Source organism: Streptomyces sp. NPDC048383 (assembly GCF_040651775.1).
Lineage (GTDB): Bacteria > Actinomycetota > Actinomycetes > Streptomycetales > Streptomycetaceae > Streptomyces.
On the sequence record NZ_JBEZKS010000041.1, the window covers coordinates 35,161 to 51,366 of the forward strand.

16 protein-coding genes are annotated in these 16,206 nt (G+C 70.4%); 8 read left to right on the forward strand and 8 right to left on the reverse strand.

The annotated features are described in order from the left end of the window. Window positions 1–24: 24 nt before the first annotated feature. On the reverse strand, window positions 25–1,608 hold the full coding sequence (locus AB0D46_RS25580; protein WP_362880689.1) for a Na+/H+ antiporter: 1,584 nt from the start codon (window positions 1,606–1,608) through the stop codon (window positions 25–27). A 55-nt stretch (window positions 1,609–1,663) separates the two neighbouring features. Between AB0D46_RS25580 and AB0D46_RS25585 the strand changes: the two genes are divergently transcribed. The 3 genes from AB0D46_RS25585 (at window position 1,664) to AB0D46_RS25595 (ending at window position 3,554) form a co-directional block, all read left to right on the forward strand. Next, the gene (locus AB0D46_RS25585) at window positions 1,664–1,924 is read left to right on the forward strand and encodes a UBP-type zinc finger domain-containing protein (RefSeq protein WP_362880690.1); all 261 of its coding nucleotides are present in this window, start codon (window positions 1,664–1,666) and stop codon (window positions 1,922–1,924) included. Between the two features lie 215 nt (window positions 1,925–2,139). Further along, entirely contained in the window at window positions 2,140–2,553 is a 414-nt protein-coding gene (locus AB0D46_RS25590) for an anti-sigma regulatory factor (RefSeq protein ID WP_281208104.1), read from the forward strand. An 11-nt stretch (window positions 2,554–2,564) separates the two neighbouring features. Further along, window positions 2,565–3,554 (forward strand): RNA polymerase sigma factor SigF, encoded by a 990-nt coding sequence (locus tag AB0D46_RS25595; RefSeq protein WP_362880738.1) that lies wholly within the window; start codon window positions 2,565–2,567, stop codon window positions 3,552–3,554. A gap of 23 nt (window positions 3,555–3,577) precedes the next feature. On the opposite strand, the gene AB0D46_RS25600 is transcribed toward AB0D46_RS25595, so the two are convergent. Continuing rightward, a complete protein-coding gene (locus AB0D46_RS25600; protein WP_362880692.1) occupies window positions 3,578–4,039 on the reverse strand; it encodes a hypothetical protein in 462 nt (153 codons plus the stop codon). A gap of 84 nt (window positions 4,040–4,123) precedes the next feature. On the opposite strand from AB0D46_RS25600, the gene AB0D46_RS25605 reads away from it, so the two are divergent. Together AB0D46_RS25605 and AB0D46_RS25610 are read left to right on the forward strand one after the other, a co-directional pair. Beyond that, window positions 4,124–5,089, forward strand: coding sequence for a diacylglycerol kinase family protein (locus tag AB0D46_RS25605; RefSeq protein ID WP_362880693.1), 966 nt, complete (start codon window positions 4,124–4,126; stop codon window positions 5,087–5,089). A 319-nt stretch (window positions 5,090–5,408) separates the two neighbouring features. Next, the gene (locus tag AB0D46_RS25610; protein WP_004937597.1) at window positions 5,409–5,666 is read left to right on the forward strand and encodes a WhiB family transcriptional regulator; all 258 of its coding nucleotides are present in this window, start codon (window positions 5,409–5,411) and stop codon (window positions 5,664–5,666) included. Between the two features lie 193 nt (window positions 5,667–5,859). On the opposite strand, the gene AB0D46_RS25615 is transcribed toward AB0D46_RS25610, so the two are convergent. Both AB0D46_RS25615 and AB0D46_RS25620 read right to left on the reverse strand, forming a co-directional pair. Beyond that, entirely contained in the window at window positions 5,860–7,329 is a 1,470-nt protein-coding gene (locus AB0D46_RS25615; protein WP_362880740.1) for a PAS domain-containing sensor histidine kinase, read from the reverse strand. Window positions 7,330–7,750: 421 nt separating this feature from the next. Beyond that, window positions 7,751–8,344 (reverse strand): TetR/AcrR family transcriptional regulator, encoded by a 594-nt coding sequence (locus tag AB0D46_RS25620; protein ID WP_362880695.1) that lies wholly within the window; start codon window positions 8,342–8,344, stop codon window positions 7,751–7,753. 85 nt (window positions 8,345–8,429) lie between these two features. Between AB0D46_RS25620 and AB0D46_RS25625 the strand changes: the two genes are divergently transcribed. Beyond that, window positions 8,430–9,191 carry an SDR family oxidoreductase gene (locus AB0D46_RS25625; protein ID WP_362880697.1) on the forward strand — a complete coding sequence of 254 codons (762 nt, stop codon included), beginning with the start codon at window positions 8,430–8,432 and terminating at the stop codon, window positions 9,189–9,191. A 184-nt stretch (window positions 9,192–9,375) separates the two neighbouring features. After that, a complete protein-coding gene (gene nagB, locus AB0D46_RS25630) occupies window positions 9,376–10,161 on the forward strand; it encodes a glucosamine-6-phosphate deaminase (protein WP_362880698.1) in 786 nt (261 codons plus the stop codon). Window positions 10,162–10,273: 112 nt separating this feature from the next. Here nagB and AB0D46_RS25635 read toward each other — a convergent pair whose 3' ends face one another. From AB0D46_RS25635 to AB0D46_RS25650, 4 genes are all read right to left on the reverse strand, one after another. Continuing rightward, a complete protein-coding gene (locus AB0D46_RS25635; protein ID WP_362880700.1) occupies window positions 10,274–11,755 on the reverse strand; it encodes a glycoside hydrolase family 3 protein in 1,482 nt (493 codons plus the stop codon). 8 nt (window positions 11,756–11,763) lie between these two features. Further along, complete coding sequence (locus AB0D46_RS25640; protein WP_362880742.1) at window positions 11,764–12,600, reverse strand: carbohydrate ABC transporter permease; 837 nt, start codon at window positions 12,598–12,600, stop codon at window positions 11,764–11,766. 68 nt (window positions 12,601–12,668) lie between these two features. Continuing rightward, window positions 12,669–13,688, reverse strand: coding sequence for a sugar ABC transporter permease (locus AB0D46_RS25645; RefSeq protein WP_362880702.1), 1,020 nt, complete (start codon window positions 13,686–13,688; stop codon window positions 12,669–12,671). A 171-nt stretch (window positions 13,689–13,859) separates the two neighbouring features. Further along, complete coding sequence (locus AB0D46_RS25650) at window positions 13,860–15,149, reverse strand: extracellular solute-binding protein (RefSeq protein WP_362880703.1); 1,290 nt, start codon at window positions 15,147–15,149, stop codon at window positions 13,860–13,862. Window positions 15,150–15,438: 289 nt separating this feature from the next. Between AB0D46_RS25650 and AB0D46_RS25655 the strand changes: the two genes are divergently transcribed. Beyond that, the gene (locus AB0D46_RS25655) at window positions 15,439–16,203 is read left to right on the forward strand and encodes a GntR family transcriptional regulator (RefSeq protein ID WP_362880744.1); all 765 of its coding nucleotides are present in this window, start codon (window positions 15,439–15,441) and stop codon (window positions 16,201–16,203) included. The last annotated feature ends 3 nt before the right edge of the window (window positions 16,204–16,206 follow it).

Consider the following 16,206-nt stretch of genomic DNA (forward strand, 5'->3'; position numbering starts at 1 on the left):
CCGGACCGCACCCGCCGGAGGCGGTCAGGCGGACTCCTCCCGGTAGGCCGCCGCCTCCTCCAGGTCCAGCCGGCGCAGCAGCGCGCGCAACATCTCGTCGTCGATGCGGCGGGCGTCGCGCAGGGCGACGAACACCTCCCGCTCGGCGGCGATCATCTCCCGCGCCAGCCTGCGGTAGACGTCGTCGGCCGACTCCCCCGTCTGCGCGTTGACCTCTCCCAACCGCTCCCACACCGCGTTGCGGCGGCGTTCCAGCACCGTGCGCAGCCGTTCCACCAGCGGCGGCGGCAGCGCGTTGTGCTCCGCGTCCTCCAGCAGTTCCGCCAGCCGGTCCTCGGCCGCCCGCGAGGCCTCGCTCTGCGCCTGCGCCTCGGCGAGCGTCTCGGCCCGCACGTCGCGGGCCGGCAGCTTCAGCAGCTTGATCAGCGGCGGCAGCGTCAGGCCCTGGACGACCAGGGTCCCGATGACGGTCGTGAAGGTGAGGAACAGGATCAGGTTCCGGTGCGGGACCTCCAGCGGTACGGAGAAGGCGATCGCCAGCGATACGACGCCCCGCATGCCGGCCCAGCCGACGATCACCGGGGCCTTCCAGTTGGTCTCCGGTTCCCGGCGCCGGATCCGTTCGGAGAGCCAACGCGGCAGGAACGTCGCGGGGAACACCCACAGGAACCGCGCGGCGACCACCGCGAGGAAGACCAGGACCGCGTACCGGGCCACGGACGAGGGCTCGTACTCCTCCAAACCCTTGAGGACCACCGGCAGCTGGAGTCCGATCAGCGCGAAGACCACCGACTCCAGGACGAACGCGACCACCTTCCACACCGCCTCCTCCTGGAGCCGGGTGGCGAAGTCGACCTGCCAGTTCCGGTGCCCGAGGTACAGGGCGACGACGACGACGGCCAGCACGCCCGAGGCGTGCACCCGTTCGGCCGCCGCGTACGCCACGAACGGGATCAGCAGCGACAGGGTGTTCTGCAGCAGGGGTTCCTTCAGCCGCTTGCGCAGCTGGTGGATCGGCACCATCAGCAGCAGCCCCACGCCGACCCCGCCGACCGAGGCCAGCAGGAACTCCGCGATCCCGCCGGCCCAGCCCGCGCTCACCCCGACGGCCGCGGCGAGCGCCACCTTGTACGCGGTGATGGCCGTGGCGTCGTTGACCAGGGACTCGCCCTGCAGGATGGTCGTGATCCGGTTCGGCAGCCCCAACTTGCGGGCGATCGCGGTCGCCGCGACCGCGTCCGGCGGGGCGATCACCGCGCCGAGCACCAGCGCCACGGGCAGCGACAGACCCGGCACGAGCAGGTACGTCGCGTATCCGACGGCCAGCGTCGCGAAGAGCACGTACCCCACCGACAGCAGCGCGACCGGGCGGATGTTGGCGCGCAGGTCGAGGTACGAACTGTCCACCGCGGCCGTGTGCAGCAACGGCGGCAGCAGCAACGGCAGCACGATGTGCGGGTCCAGGACGTACGACGGCACGCCCGGGACGTACGCCGCGATCAGTCCGACCGCGACGAGCAGCAGTGGCGCGGGCACCGGTGTGCGGCGGGCCGCGCCCGCCACCGCGGCACTCCCCGCCACCAGCGCCACCAGCGGCAATACCTCCATGACGATCCATCCTCATCGCGTCGTGCACCCGCACCCTGGTCGTACGCTGGCCATCATGAGCGAGTGCACCCACGTTGCAGAACTGCCGCGCCCCGAGCCCGTCCCTCATGGGATGACCTGCCCCGAATGTCTGGTGCTCGGGAGCCATCCGGTGCAGTTGCGGATGTGCCTCGGGTGCGGATACGTCGCGTGCTGCGACTCCTCCCCCCACCGGCACGCCACCGCGCACCACCAGGAGACCGGCCATCCGATGATGCGGAGCTTCGAGCCGGGTGAGACCTGGCGATGGTGCTTTGTCGACGGTTCGATCGTCTGAACCGGGGTAGGTCAACCCCCCGCCGGTTCCCCCGAATTGGGCCCGCAGACCTCTAGCCACTGTGCGTACCCATGGGCTTACCATCAGTCACTGGACGCACGGCCGGTCGGCCCGGGCGCCCCCGAAAGGGGCGCTGTGAGGGGTGCCGCGACACGATCACCCGGATCGCGATAGCGTCACCGGCGAACAGAGCTCGTACCACCTTGGAGGTGAGGGTGTCCCAGATCGCAGGCGAGCCCGGGACCCAGGACTTCGTGGAAGTCCGGCTGCCCGCTGCGGGTGCCTACCTGTCCGTGTTGCGAACGGCCACGGCCGGCCTCGCAGCCCGTTTGGACTTCACTCTCGACGAGATCGAGGACCTCCGCATCGCGGTGGACGAGGCCTGCGCGATCCTGCTCCAGCAGGCCGTGCCCGGCTCCGTCCTCAGCTGCGTCTTCCGCTTGGTGGACGATTCGCTGGAGGTGACCGTCTCGGCGCCGACCACCGACGGCCGCGCGCCCGAACGCGACACCTTCGCGTGGACGGTCCTGTCGGCGCTGGCCGGCAAGGTCGAGGCGACGGTCGAGGAGAACCGGACGGTGAGCATCAGTCTCTACAAACAGCGCGGCGCGGGGCCAGGCCCGGTGTGAGCGGCGGGGAGATCCCGGTGCGGGGCGGGGATCGGCCCCGGGTACGGCACGAGGTCGACGGCGGCATTCCGGAACAGCAGCACGCCCGGCCGCACCCGGCTGACGCGGATGCGGAAGACGGCTTTTTGGACTCGGCGGAGCGACGGGCGGGCCCTGTGAGCGAGAACCAGCACGACCAACCACAACCACCGGAGGCCGCTGCCACGGCCCCGGCGGTGCCGGCCGCGCCCGTGGCGCTGCCGGATCCGCGGGACCGCAGCGGTGCGCGGGCCCTGTTCTTCGAGCTGCGCGAGCTGCCCGAGGGCTCACCCGAGCGCGCGGAACTGCGCAACCGGCTGGTCCGGATGCACCTGCCGCTGGTCGAGCACCTGGCACGGCGGTTCCGCAACCGCGGGGAGCCGCTGGACGACCTGACGCAGGTCGCGACGATCGGCCTGATCAAGTCGGTGGACCGGTTCGACCCGGACCGCGGCGTCGAGTTCTCGACGTACGCCACCCCGACCGTGGTCGGCGAGATCAAGCGGCACTTCCGCGACAAGGGCTGGGCGGTACGGGTCCCCCGCCGCCTCCAGGAGCTGCGGCTGTCGCTGACCACGGCCACGGCCGAGCTCTCGCAGCAGCACGGTCGTTCGCCGACGGTGCACGAGCTGGCGGAACGCCTCGGGATCTCCGAGGAGGAGGTCTTGGAGGGGCTGGAGTCGGCCAACGCCTACAGCACGCTGTCCCTGGACGTGCCGGACACGGACGACGAATCCCCGGCCGTCGCGGACACCCTGGGCTCGGAGGACGAGGCACTGGAGGGCGTCGAGTACCGCGAGTCCCTCAAACCGCTGCTGGAGGGACTGCCGCCGCGGGAGAAGCGGATCCTGTTGCTGCGGTTCTTCGGCAACATGACCCAGTCGCAGATCGCGCAGGAGGTCGGCATCTCCCAGATGCACGTGTCCCGGTTGCTGGCCCGCACCCTGGCCCAGCTCCGGGAGAAGCTCCTCGTCGAGGAGTAGCCCGCGGTACGGGAGGAGCGGGGTTATCGGGCCTGTTCGCCGGGCCCGATCCCGAGCGCCTCGGTGGCCGTCGGGTTCACCAGCAGGGCGGCCACGGCGACGGCGGCCAGGGCCAGTGCCACGGCGGCGGCCGTCATCGCGCCGCCGGTGGTCCACAGGGTCCACGCCACCGGCATCGCCATGAGCTGCGTGATCAGTGCCGGGCCGCGGCTCCAGCGGCGGCCCAGCCGCAGCCCCCGCGCGGCGACGAGCGGCAGCGCGGCGAGCGCGAGCAGCGTCACCCCGCCGGTCTCCGCCTGCTGCGGGGAGTCGGGGTCGCCCGCGATGCCGACGAACAGCATGTAGACGCCCAGCCCGGCCAGGGCCAGGCCCTCCAGCGCCGTGAGCACGGCTGCCGCCGTGAGCCGTCGGGGCGGCGCCGCGGGAGCGGTGACCGCGGCGGCGGGGACGTTCGGGGTCTGCTGACGGCTCTGCTTCTTGCTCACCCCAGCAGGGTAGCCGCGCGCCGGCGGCGCGGTACGGGACGGTCGGTAGGCAATGCCCGAGGCGGGGTGGGTACTCTGGCCGTCATGCGTGCACTCCTCGTGGCCAACCCAGCAGCGACGACGACCAGTGCGCGCACGCGCGACGTCCTGACCCACGCGCTGGCCAGCGAGATGAAGCTGGAGGCGGTCACGACGGAGTACCGGGGACACGCCCGTGACCTGGGCCGCAGGGCCGCGCACGAGGGTTTCGACCTGGTGGTGGCCCTCGGCGGCGACGGCACGGTCAACGAGGTGGTCAACGGTCTCCTGCACGACGGGCCCGACCCGGACCGACTGCCGAGGCTGGCGGTGGTCCCCGGCGGATCGACGAACGTCTTCGCCCGGGCGCTCGGCCTGCCGAACGACGCGGTCGAGGCGACCGGGGCCCTCCTGGACGCCCTGCGCGAGGAGCGCGAGCGGACGGTGGGCCTGGGCCTGGCCGCCGGCTCACCCGGCACCGAGGACGAATCGGTCCCGGCGCGCTGGTTCACGTTCTGCGCGGGCTTCGGCTTCGACGCGGGTGTCGTGGGCCGGGTGGAGCAGCAGCGCGAACGCGGCAAGCGTTCGACGCACGCCCTGTACGTGCGGCAGCTCATGCGTCAGTTCTGGGAGGAGCCGAACCGCAGGAACGGCACGGTGACGCTGGAGCGCCCCGGCCATGATCCGGTGACGGACCTGGTGCTCTCGATAGTCTGCAACACGTCCCCCTGGACGTACCTGGGGAACCGGCCCCTCTATGCCTCTCCGGAGGCCTCGTTCGATACCGCGCTTGACGTATTGGCGCTCAATCGTTTGTCAACTCCGGCGGTCGCCCGGTACGCCACGCAGCTCCTGACCTCGACTCCTGAACGCGGTCCGCACGGCAAGCACGCGGTGTCTCTGCACGATCTGACCGACTTCACCTTGCATTCGAAGGTTCCGCTCCCCTTCCAGATGGACGGCGATCACCTCGGACTGCGCACCAGCGTTCGGTTCACAGGCGTACGCCGGGCACTGCGTGTGATTGTGTGAGTGGAAGGGCCAAAAGTCCTTTCACTCGAACGTTTACACGCTGGTCCACCCCTAGGAACTAGGGCTGTGACCTAGTAGACACCGACGAATCCAAAAAAACTTTCCGGAAGGGGTTGTATCCCCGTCCGAGGTTTGCGAATCTCTACATGGCGATCGGGACAGCCCGCAGCACCCGGCACCCACACAGAGCGCCAGAACCCCTCCACGCATCTCGGACCGCACCAGGCAACTGGGCGTCGGCCCTTCCCTCACGGGGGGATTCGTGAAAGCGTTCACATTCACAAGCAACCTGCCCGCAATACAAGGAGATGGAGCAGCCATGGACTGGCGTCACAACGCCGTTTGTCGTGAGGAAGACCCGGAACTCTTCTTCCCCATCGGCAACACCGGTCCTGCGCTGCTGCAGATCGAGGAAGCCAAGGCCGTCTGCCGCCGCTGCCCCGTCATGGAGCAGTGCCTGCAGTGGGCGCTCGAGTCCGGTCAGGACTCCGGCGTCTGGGGCGGTCTCAGCGAGGACGAGCGCCGCGCGATGAAGCGCCGCGCCGCTCGCAATCGGGCGCGCAACGCCACCGCCTGACATCGACTTTCGAGCCTCGAGCCGCAGCGCGTAGTACCCATAGCAGCGCTCAGCAACGTGCTCTTGAGCCCCGTACCGGGACTCCCCCAGCTACCGCTGGTGGGGCCCCGGTACGGGGCTCAGTGCTTTGCCCGAACCCCGCCCGAAGCCGGTACGGCTTCCGGTCCGTCACGGTGAGTGACGGACCGGGGGGCTACTTCTGGGAGCTGGCCGGCACGTCGAGGACCACCTTGGTGCCGCGCGGTTGGGCCCGCAGCATGTCGAAGGTGCCGCCGAGCTCCCCCTCCACGAGGGTCCGGACGATCTGCAGCCCGAGGTTGCCGGCGCGCTGGGGGTCGAAGCCCTCGGGCAGGCCGCAGCCGTCGTCGAGCACGGTGATCAGGAGCCGGCCGTCGGCCCGGCCGCTGCCCGAGCGGATCGCGGCCACCTCGACCGTGCCGCCCTCCCCCTGGGTGAAGGCGTGTTCCAGCGCGTTCTGGAGCACCTCCGTCAGCACCATCGACAGCGGAGTGGCGACCTCCGCGTCCAGGATCCCGAAGCGGCCGGTGCGCCGGCAGGCCACCTTGCCCGGGGAGATCTCGGCGACCATCGCGATGACGCGGTCGGCGATCTCGTCGAACTCCACCCGCTCGTCCAGGTTCTGAGACAGCGTCTCGTGCACGATCGCGATCGAACCGACGCGGCGCACGGCCTCGTTCAGCGCCTCGCGGGCGTTCTCCGAATCCATCCGCCGGGCTTGGAGCCGCAGGAGGGCGGCCACCGTCTGGAGGTTGTTCTTCACCCGGTGGTGGATCTCCCGGATGGTCGCGTCCTTGGTGATCAGTTCGCGTTCGCGACGGCGCAGTTCGGTGACGTCGCGACACAGCACGAGGGAACCGATGCGGGTCCCCTTGGGCTTGAGGGGGATCGCCCGCAACTGGATGACCCCGCTGGTGCCCTCGACCTCGGTCTCCCGGGGGGCCCAGCCGCTGGCCAGCTTCACCAGCGCCTCGTCCACCGGGCCGCGGGACGGGGCCAGTTCGGCGGTGGTGGTCCCCAGGTGCTGGCCCACCAGGTCGGCGGCGAGGCCGAGCCGGTGGTAGGCGGAGAGGGCGTTCGGGGACGCGTACGTCACCACGCCCTCGGCGTCGAGTCGGATGAGGCCGTCCCCGACGCGCGGGGAGGCGTCCATGTCGACCTGCTGGCCCGGGTACGGGAAGGAGCCCGCCGCGATCATCTGGGCCAGGTCGGAGGCGGACTGGAGGTAGGTCAGCTCCAGCCGGCTCGGTGTACGCACAGTGAGCAGGTTGGTGTTGCGGGCGATGACGCCCAGCACCCGGCCCTCGCGGCGCACGGGGATCGACTCGACCCGCACGGGCACCTCCTCGCGCCACTCCGGGTCCCCCTCGCGCACGATCCGGCCCTCGTCGAGGGCGGCGTCCAGGAGCGGGCGGCGACCGCGCGGCACCAGGTGGCCGACCATGTCGTCCTGGTAGGAGGTGGGGCCGGTGTTCGGGCGCATCTGCGCGACCGATACGTACCGGGTGCCGTCGAGGGTGGGCACCCACAGCACGAGGTCGGCGAAGGACAGGTCGGAGAGCAGCTGCCACTCCGAGACCAGCAGATGGAGCCACTCCAGTTCGGCTTCACTGAGAGCGGTGTGCTGGCGTACGAGGTCGTTCATGGAGGGCACCTGGCGAGCGTACCCCGGGTACGGCCATGACTTTCCCCACGCGAATACGCAGGAGTACCCACGAGGGGCCGGGTCCGCGTACTGTTGGAGGAAGTGACGGGATGAAGACGCCCGCCATTGGATGGACAGAGCAGAATGGTCTAGTCCACAATTGAGGCAAGCTTCCGCCCTCCCCGCACAGGAGGACGGATAGAGGTAACCGCGCGCTCTGCCCTGACCGCGCAGGCACCTCCCAACCGGCCGCCGGGAACCGCACACCCGACGGCCGTAAGTACTCCGGGCTACGGTGCCGGGCGGGTCGAGGGTCCCTCCCCGCACCGTGGCCCAGAGGAACTTCCGGGCCGAATTCCGGGCCCCCTTCAGGAATTCCCGCAGTGGATCCTTCCCGGTGGATCTTTCCCGGCGGATCAGGTCACGCCGGCCAGGCCAGCATCGCCCGCGCCGCGACCGCTTCCAGTTCTTCCCTGCTCGCCCCGTCGCGCGACTGCACGGACATTCCCTGGATCACGGCTCCGGCGTAGCGGGCCAGCGCCCCGGCGTCGGTGTCGACGGGGAGCACCCCGGCGGCGACGTCCGCGCGGATCCGGCTCTCGAACATCAGCAGGTTGGCGTTGCGCCGCTGACGCAGGGCCTCCGCCACCTCTTCGCTGGTGGTGTTCACAGCCGCGCTGATCACCATGCAGCCCGGCGGGTGGGCCGGGTCCGTGTAGACCTCGGCGGCCTCGAACAGGATGCGCCGTACGGCGTCCCGGGCGGTGGGCTCCTCGGCCATGGCCACGCTCGCGAAGTCGCCGTAGCGGCCCCCGTACACCACGACGACCTCGTCGAAGAGCTTGCGCTTGTCGCCGAAGGCCGCATAGAGGCTGGGCGCGCTGATGCCCAGGGAGGCGGTCAGGTCGGAGATGGACGTCGCCTCGTACCCGCGCTCCCAGAAGGCGAGCATGGCCTTGTCCAGGGCGGCGTCGCGGTCGAAGGAGCGGGGCCTGCCGCGCTGTCCGGTCACCATGCGCGCATTCTATAGCGGTCGCTAGTGAATCTGGTACGGTCCTTTTCTGTAGCGACCACTAGAGAATGCTGAAGGGGGGCGCGTCATGGGCGTGCTCAAGGGGAAGACGGCACTGGTCACGGGCGGCAGCAGGGGGATCGGACGGGCGGTCGCGCAGCGGCTGGCCCGCGACGGAGCCCTGGTGGCGGTGCACTACGGACACGACGAGGCGGCGGCGGAGGAGACCGTCGCCACGATCGGGGCCGCGGGGGGAACCGCCTTCCCGGTCCGCGCGGAGCTCGGGGTGCCGGGAGACGCGCAGGCGCTCTGGGCGGCGTACGAGGCCCATCCACTGGCCACGGAGCACGTGGACGTACTGGTGAACAACGCCGGCACGGCGACCTTCGCCGGCATCGCGGACACGGACGAGGAGACCTTCCGGCAGGTCCAGGCCCTCAACGCCCAGGCGCCGTTCTTCGTGATCAAGCACGGGCTGGCGCGACTGCGCGACGGGGGCCGGATCGTGAACGTCACCGGCACCCCCCACCTCGCGCTGCCCGCGATCCTCGCCACCGTCATGGCCAAGGGCGCGGTGAACGCCCTGACCGTGTCCCTGGCCGCCGAACTCGCCCCGCGCGGGATCACCGTGAACTCGGTCGGCCCCGGCATCACCGAGACCGACCTGAACGCCGCGCTGCTCTCCGATCCCGGGACCCGGGAACACCTGGCCGCCCGGTCCGTCTTCCGCCGGGTGGGCACCGCCGACGAGGTGGCGGACGTGGTCGCCTTCCTCGCCTCGCCGGACTCCCGCTGGGTCACCGGCCAGCACCTGGACGCCACGGGCGGGCTCCAGCTCTCGCTGCTCTGAGGACGGCCGGGCCGGCGGTCCCCGTCGGCCCGGCCGGGGCGCGGGGGCAGCCGTCCGGGAGGCCCGTGCGGGCGGACGGGATCACCATGGATGGGGGGCGAAGGCCCGCCACGGAGGGTCCTGCTCTGCTAGATTGGTCTATACCACAATCCGACCGCACCCCTCTCAGATCGGCAGGCCCCGCGTGGAAGTTGTCATCGTCCCGGACGCCAAGGCAGGCGGCGAACTCATCGCGGAGGCCATGGCCGCCCTGGTCCGCCGCAAGCCCGACGCCCTGCTCGGCGTGGCGACCGGCTCTACCCCGCTGCCCATCTACGAAGCCCTCGCGGCCAAGGTCAAGGCCGGTCAGGTCGACGCCTCCAAGGCCCGCGTCTGCCAGCTCGACGAGTACGTCGGCCTGCCGGCCGGGCACCCGGAGTCCTACCGCGCCGTCGTGCTGCGCGAGGTCGTGGAGCCCCTCGGCCTGTCCGAGGCCTCCTTCATGGGCCCCGACGGCTCCGCCGAGGACATCGTCGGCGCCTGCGACGCCTACGACCTCGCGCTCGCCGAGGCCGGCGGCGTGGACCTCCAGCTGCTGGGCATCGGGACCGACGGCCACATCGGCTTCAACGAGCCGTGCTCCTCGCTGGCCTCCCGGACCCGGATCAAGACGCTGACGCAGCAGACCCGCGTGGACAACGCGCGCTTCTTCGACAACGACATCGACCAGGTGCCGCACCACGTCATCACGCAGGGCATCGGCACCATCCTCGACGCCCGTCACCTGGTCCTGCTGGCCACCGGCGAGGGCAAGGCCGAGGCTGTCGCGCAGACCGTGGAGGGCCCGCTCTCCGCCCTCGTACCGGCCTCCGCGCTCCAGCTGCACCGGCACGCCACGGTCGTCGTGGACGAGGCCGCGGCCTCGAAGCTGAAGCTGGCCGACTACTTCCGCCAGACCTGGGCCGACAAGCCCGCCTGGCAGGGTCTGTAGCCCCGACGGGGCCCGGACCGGCCACCGTGCACGGCGAAAGGGCCGGGCCCCCCTCCTCGGGGGCCCGGCCCTTTCGCACGTCCGGCTCCGGCCCGCGCGGGGCCGGCGGTTCCTACACGCCCGCGATGATCTCGGCGGCCGCCCGGCCGCAGACGCGGGAGGCGCCGTGCGTGGCGAGGTACAGGGCCCCGCGCGGCGCGGCGAGCGGTACGCCCATCTCGACGACCACGGTGTCCGGGCGGGCCGCCACCAGCGCGTTCAGGACCTCGCTCATCCACGGGTGCCGGTGCGCGTCGCGGACCACGGCGACGACGGTGCGGCCGCCCGCTGCCGCCAGCACGTCCCCGGCGGTGGAGCCCTTCGGGTAGACGCCCGCCTCGGTGTCCGGGACCAGCGCGGCCAGCTCGGCGGCCACCCCCCACGGGGTCTCGTCGCCCACGGCGATGTTCGGGACGGGGCTGAGCGTGGCCACGTACGGGGCGGCGACCGGGGTCGGGGCGCCCGTGACGACCACGGCCCGGCGGGCCGCCGTCAGGCCGATGCCGGACGCGCCGCTCCCCTCCGCCGCCGCGTCCGGCAGGGCCCGACGGGACCATCGCGCGAGGGCGCGCACCCGGGTGGCGGCGTCGGCGAGCCGCTCCTCCGGCAGCGCGCCCTCGCGGACGGCGGCCACGAGCGCGTCGCGCAGGCGCAGCACGGTGGCCTCGTCGGCGAGCCCGCCGCCGACGCAGATGGCATCGGCGCCGGCCGCGATGGCCAGCACCGAGCCGCGTTCGATGCCGTACGTTCCGGCGATGGCGTTCATCTCCATGCCGTCGGTGACGATGAGGCCCTCGTAGCCGAGTTCCTTGCGCAGCAGGCCGGTCAGGATCTGCGGGCTGAGGGTGGCCGGGCGGGTCGGGTCGAGGGCGGGCACGAGGATGTGCGCGCTCATGATCGCCTTGGTGCCGGCCGCGACGGCCGCCTTGAAGGGGACCAGCTCGCGGGCCTGGAGGGTGTCCAGGCCGACGTCGATGCGGGGCAGCGCGTGGTGCGAGTCGACGCTGGTGTCACCGTGGCCCGGGAAGTGCTTGGTGCAGGCGGCCACGCCGGCGGCCTGGAGGCCCTCGACGTACGCGGCGGTGTGCCGGGCGACGAGGGCGGTGTCCGCGCCGAAGGAACGGACCCCGATGACGGGGTTGTTCGGGTCGGAGTTGACGTCGGCGGACGGCGCCCAGTTGAGGTTGACCCCGCACTCGGCGAGCCGGCGGCCCAGCTCGCGGGCCACGTCACGGGTCAGGTCGGTGTCGTCGACGGCGCCCAGCGCGAGGTTGCCGGGAAAGGACGAGCCGTCGCGCACTTCCAGGCGGGTGACGTCGCCGCCCTCCTCGTCGATCGCGACGAGTACGTCGTCGCGCTCGGCGCGCAGCTGCGCGGTGAGGGCGCGGAGCTGCGCGGCGGAGGTGATGTTGCGGCCGAAGAGGCCCACGGCGGTGAGGCCTTCGGCGACCTGGCGCAGCAGCCAGGCGGGGGCGGTGGTGCCCTCGAAGCCGGGCTGGAGGACCGCGAGGGCGTCGCGGGTCACCGTATCCGTGCGGTGCGCAAGGACAGTCATCTCGGCCGTTATCCCTTCACGGCGCCGGCGGTCATGCCGCCGACGGCCTTGCGCTGGAGGAAGATGAAGATCAGCAGGACCGGGACCGCGAACAGCGAGGAAGCGGCCATGGTGGCGCCCCAGTCACTGCCGAAGGCGGTCTGGAACTCGGTCAGCCACAGCGGGAGGGTCTGCGAGGTCTTGTCCTTGTTCAGGATCAGGACCATCGCGAACTCGTTCCAGGCGGTGATGAAGCCGAAGAGCGAGGTGGACATCAGACCGGGGGCCAGCAGCGGGAAGATCACCTTGCGGAAGGCCTGGCCGCGGGTGCAGCCGTCGATCTGGGCCGCCTCCTCCAGGGTCACCGGGACGGCGGCGATGAAGCCGCGCAGGGTCCAGATGGTGAAGGGGAGGACCATCACGAAGTAGATGGCGGTCAGCACGCCGATGCTGTTCAGCATCTCGGCGTCGCGGACGATCATGTACATCGCGATGACCATGACCTCCCAGGGGGCCATCTGGGCCATCATCACGGCGAGCACGAGGCCCTTGCGGCCCTTGAACTTCATGCGGGCGATGGCGAAGCTCGCGGCGAGGGCGACGAGCAGGGCCAGCACCACCGCGCAGATGGTGACGATGAGGCTGTTGGTGACGTACGACCAGAAGTTGTCGACGCCGGTGGCCTTGTCGAAGTTCTTCAGCGTCGGCGTGAAGACGAAGACGGGGTCCTTGCTGAGCATCTCGCTCTGCGGCTTGAGCGCCGAGGAGAACATCCAGTAGACGGGGAAGACGAAGACGAGGGCCAGCAGGAGGGCGCCGACGTTCTTGGCGACGGTGCCGGGGCGCAGCGGCCGGCGGGTGCGCAGTCGCTGGGCGGACTTCGTCGCCGGGGCGGACGGTGCGGCCGGCGCGGGCTTCGGGGCGGTGGTCGTGCTCACTGCTCCTCCTCCTGCTTCAGGATCAGGCGGAAGTAGAAGGACATGACGATGATGAGGATCAGGATCGTCAGGACGGAGATCGCGGCGGCCAGGCCGTAGTGGAACTGGCTCTGGCCCTCGACGTAGGCGAAGACCGGGAGGATCTCGGAGGCGCGGTCGGGGCCGCCCTTGTTCATCGCGTAGACCTGGGTGAAGGCCTTGAAGACCCAGATCACCTCAAGGAAGGTGGTGATCAGGAAGAAGGGCTTCAGCTGGGGGAAGACGACCTTCCAGAAGGTCTGCCAGCCGTTGGCGCCGTCCATCCGCGCGGCCTCGTACAGTTCGGCCCCGACCGTGGTCAGGCCGGCGTACATGTTGAGGGCGACGAAGGGGACCGATCCCCAGACCACCAGGATCGTGATGATCACCAGGGTGGAGAAGCCGGTCTCGAACCAGTTGTGCTGGTCGTACCCGGCGAAGCCGGCGGAGCGCATGACCCAGTTCATGACGCCGAACTGCTCGTCGAAGAGCCACTTGAAGACCTGGACCGAGGCGACGATCGGCATGGCCCAGGCCATCACCAGTGCCATCGACAGGACCAGGCGCATCCACGTGCCGAGGCGGTTCAGCAGGATGCCGATGAGGCAGCCCACGCCCATGATGAGCGCGACGTTGGCGAGGGTGAAGCCGAAGCTGCGCAGGACGACGGTCCAGAAGTCGGAGTCGCCGAGCAGCTGCGTGTAGTTGGCCAGTCCCGCGAACGGGTACTTCCGCTGGATGAACTCGATCTTGTTGATGTCCTGGAAGGACAGGATCACGTTCTTGATCAGCGGATAGAGCAGCAGTGTCGCGAGGCTGAGCACCGCGGGCAGGACGAGCAGATACGGCGCCCACCCCGAGGGGAGCGACCTTCTGCCCCCGCGAGGCGACGGATGGCTGGGGCCGGTACCGGTGCCGGGCACCTTCGGCCGTCCGGCGGACTTCTGTGGTGCGTCCTGTGGAGCGCTGGTGGTCGCTCCCTGGGAGTGCACGGTCATGTCTGGGCTTCCTCGCGGTTGACTGTGGAGTCAAATGCGCGACCGGGGGTGCGGCAGGCGCTGCGGGGCGCCTGCCGCACCCCCCGGTGCGTTCACACTGCTGGTGGCTGCGGGTGTTGCGGTGTGTCAGGTGGTGCAGGCGGTACGGGTGGTGCGGTGCTGCGGGGGGGACTACCGGTTGATGCGGCTCGCGATTTCCTTGTCCGCGTCCGCGCCCGCCTTGGCGGCGTCCTCACCCTTCAGGACCTTGGTCATGAACTCCTTGATGGGGTTCGGCTCGGTCTCGACGTTCGCCCAGCCCGCGGTGACCGGGGTGATCTTGCCGGAGGCGGCGGCCTTGGCCATCGTCTCGGCGAAGGAGCCCGGAGCGGCGGCGAAGTTCGCGGCCGCCTGGTTCGGGAGCAGCGCGCCCTCGGTGACGGTGGCGTACTTGGTCATCTGGTCCTTGCCTGCGGCGAGGGCCAGCCACTCCTTGGCGAGCTCCTTGTTCTTGGAGCGCTCGGCGACGGCGAGGTTCGAGCCACCGAGGAAGACGGAGCCCGGCTTGTCGGCGGTCTTGCCCGGGATCGGGAAGTAACCGAAGTCGCCTTCCTTGCCCGCTTCCTTCAGGGCCTTCAGCGCGCCCTGGGCTTCCCAGCCGAGACCGATCCAGGACGAGACGCCGCCCTTGGGGATGATGTCGGTGGACTGCTGCGGGGTGGCCTCGTCCTTGTCCTTGGGGGCCGTGGAGAAGGACTGGAGCTTCTTGTAGAAGTCCATCGCGGACGCGGCCTGCGGGGTGGCCAGCTGGCCCTTCCACTTGCCGCCGTCCTTGACGGCGAGGTCGCCGCCCTCGTCCCAGACGAAGCCGGCGAGGACGTACCAGCTCTGGCCGGGCAGATAGATCGGCTGCGAGGCCGGGTCCGCCGCCTTCAGCTTCTCCAGGCCGGCCACCCACTCGTCGCGGGTCTTCGGGACGGTGACGCCGGCCTTCTCGTAGGCCTTCTTGTCGTAGACGACGACGCGGTTGGCGGCGTACCACGGGGCGGCGTAGAGCTTGCCGTCGACCTCGGCGGAGGACGTCATGCCCTTCGACCAGGCGTCGGCGCCGAGCTTGGACTTGTCGCCCGACAGGTCGGCGAGGCCACCGGTGACGGCGTAGCCGACGGTCTGGGTGTTGCCGAGCTCAATGACGTCCGGCGGGGTGTTCTCGGAAAGGGCCGTGGTGACCTTCTCCTGGATGCCGGTCCACTTCTGCTCCTCGACCTTGACCGTGACACCGGGGTGCTTGGCCGAGAACTCCTTGTTGACCTCGTCGATCCAGGCCTTCGGTGCGGAACCGTCCATCACCCAGACGGTGATCTCCTTGGCCGCGCCACCCGATGCTTCGGTCTTCGCCTTGTCGTCGGCACCGTCGCCACACGCCGCGAGGCCGATAACCATGCCCGCGACTCCGACCGCCGCGATGAGCTTGCGCTTCACGCCACCCTCCTCAGGGATGCTGCCTGCAACTTCCCTCGCCCACCGCGGTGACGTACCAAGTACTGCCCGTGGGGCCGGGATCCGATCCAGATTGGTTTAGACCAGTAGCTGGAGCTTGGCCTAGACCTTTAGGGGTGTCAAGGGTCTAATGAGCGGGTGCTCGGTCCGTTATCGGACCGACACCTGGGGGAGGGAGGAGGCCTGTCCTCCCTCCCGTGTCACGATGTGACCGCACATATCGGAGGAGCCGGTGACGGCAGCGAAACTGGAGTCGGGAAGGCGGGCGGCGATGGCCACCGAAGGGGCGACCACGGAGCCGGAAGGCGGGGCAGTCACTCGGACGGCACGCGTGCCCAAGTACTACCGGCTCAAGCGGCACTTGCTCGACATGACCGAAACGCTCCCCCCCGGCACGCCGGTCCCGCCGGAGCGCACGCTCGCGGCCGAGTTCGACACCTCCCGGACCACCGTCCGGCAGGCCCTTCAGGAGCTCGTCGTCGAGGGCCGGCTGGAGAGGATCCAGGGCAAGGGCACCTTCGTCGCCAAGCCCAAGGTCTCCCAGCCGCTCCAACTCTCCTCGTACACGGAGGACATGCGGGCCCAGGGCCTGGAGCCGACGTCCCAGCTGCTCGACATCGGGTACGTGACGGCCGACGACACCCTCGCCGGCCTGCTCAAGATCTCCACCGGTGGACGGGTCCTGCGCATCGAGCGGCTGCGGCTCGCGAGCGGCGAGCCCATGGCCATCGAGACCACGCACCTGTCGGCCAAGCGCTTCCCCGCGCTGCGCCGTTCGCTCGTCAAGTACACCTCTCTCTACACGGCCCTCGCCGAGGTGTACGACGTCCGCCTCGCGGAGGCGGAGGAGACCATCGAGACCTCCCTGGCGACCCCTCGGGAGGCCGGACTGCTCGGCACGGACGTCGGACTGCCGATGCTGATGCTCTCGCGGCACTCGCTCGACGCCGACGGGGAACCGGTCGAATGGGTACGTTCGGTATATCGCGGCGACCGTTACAAGTTCGTTGCCCGTCTTCAGAGGCCCGCTTCGTGATCA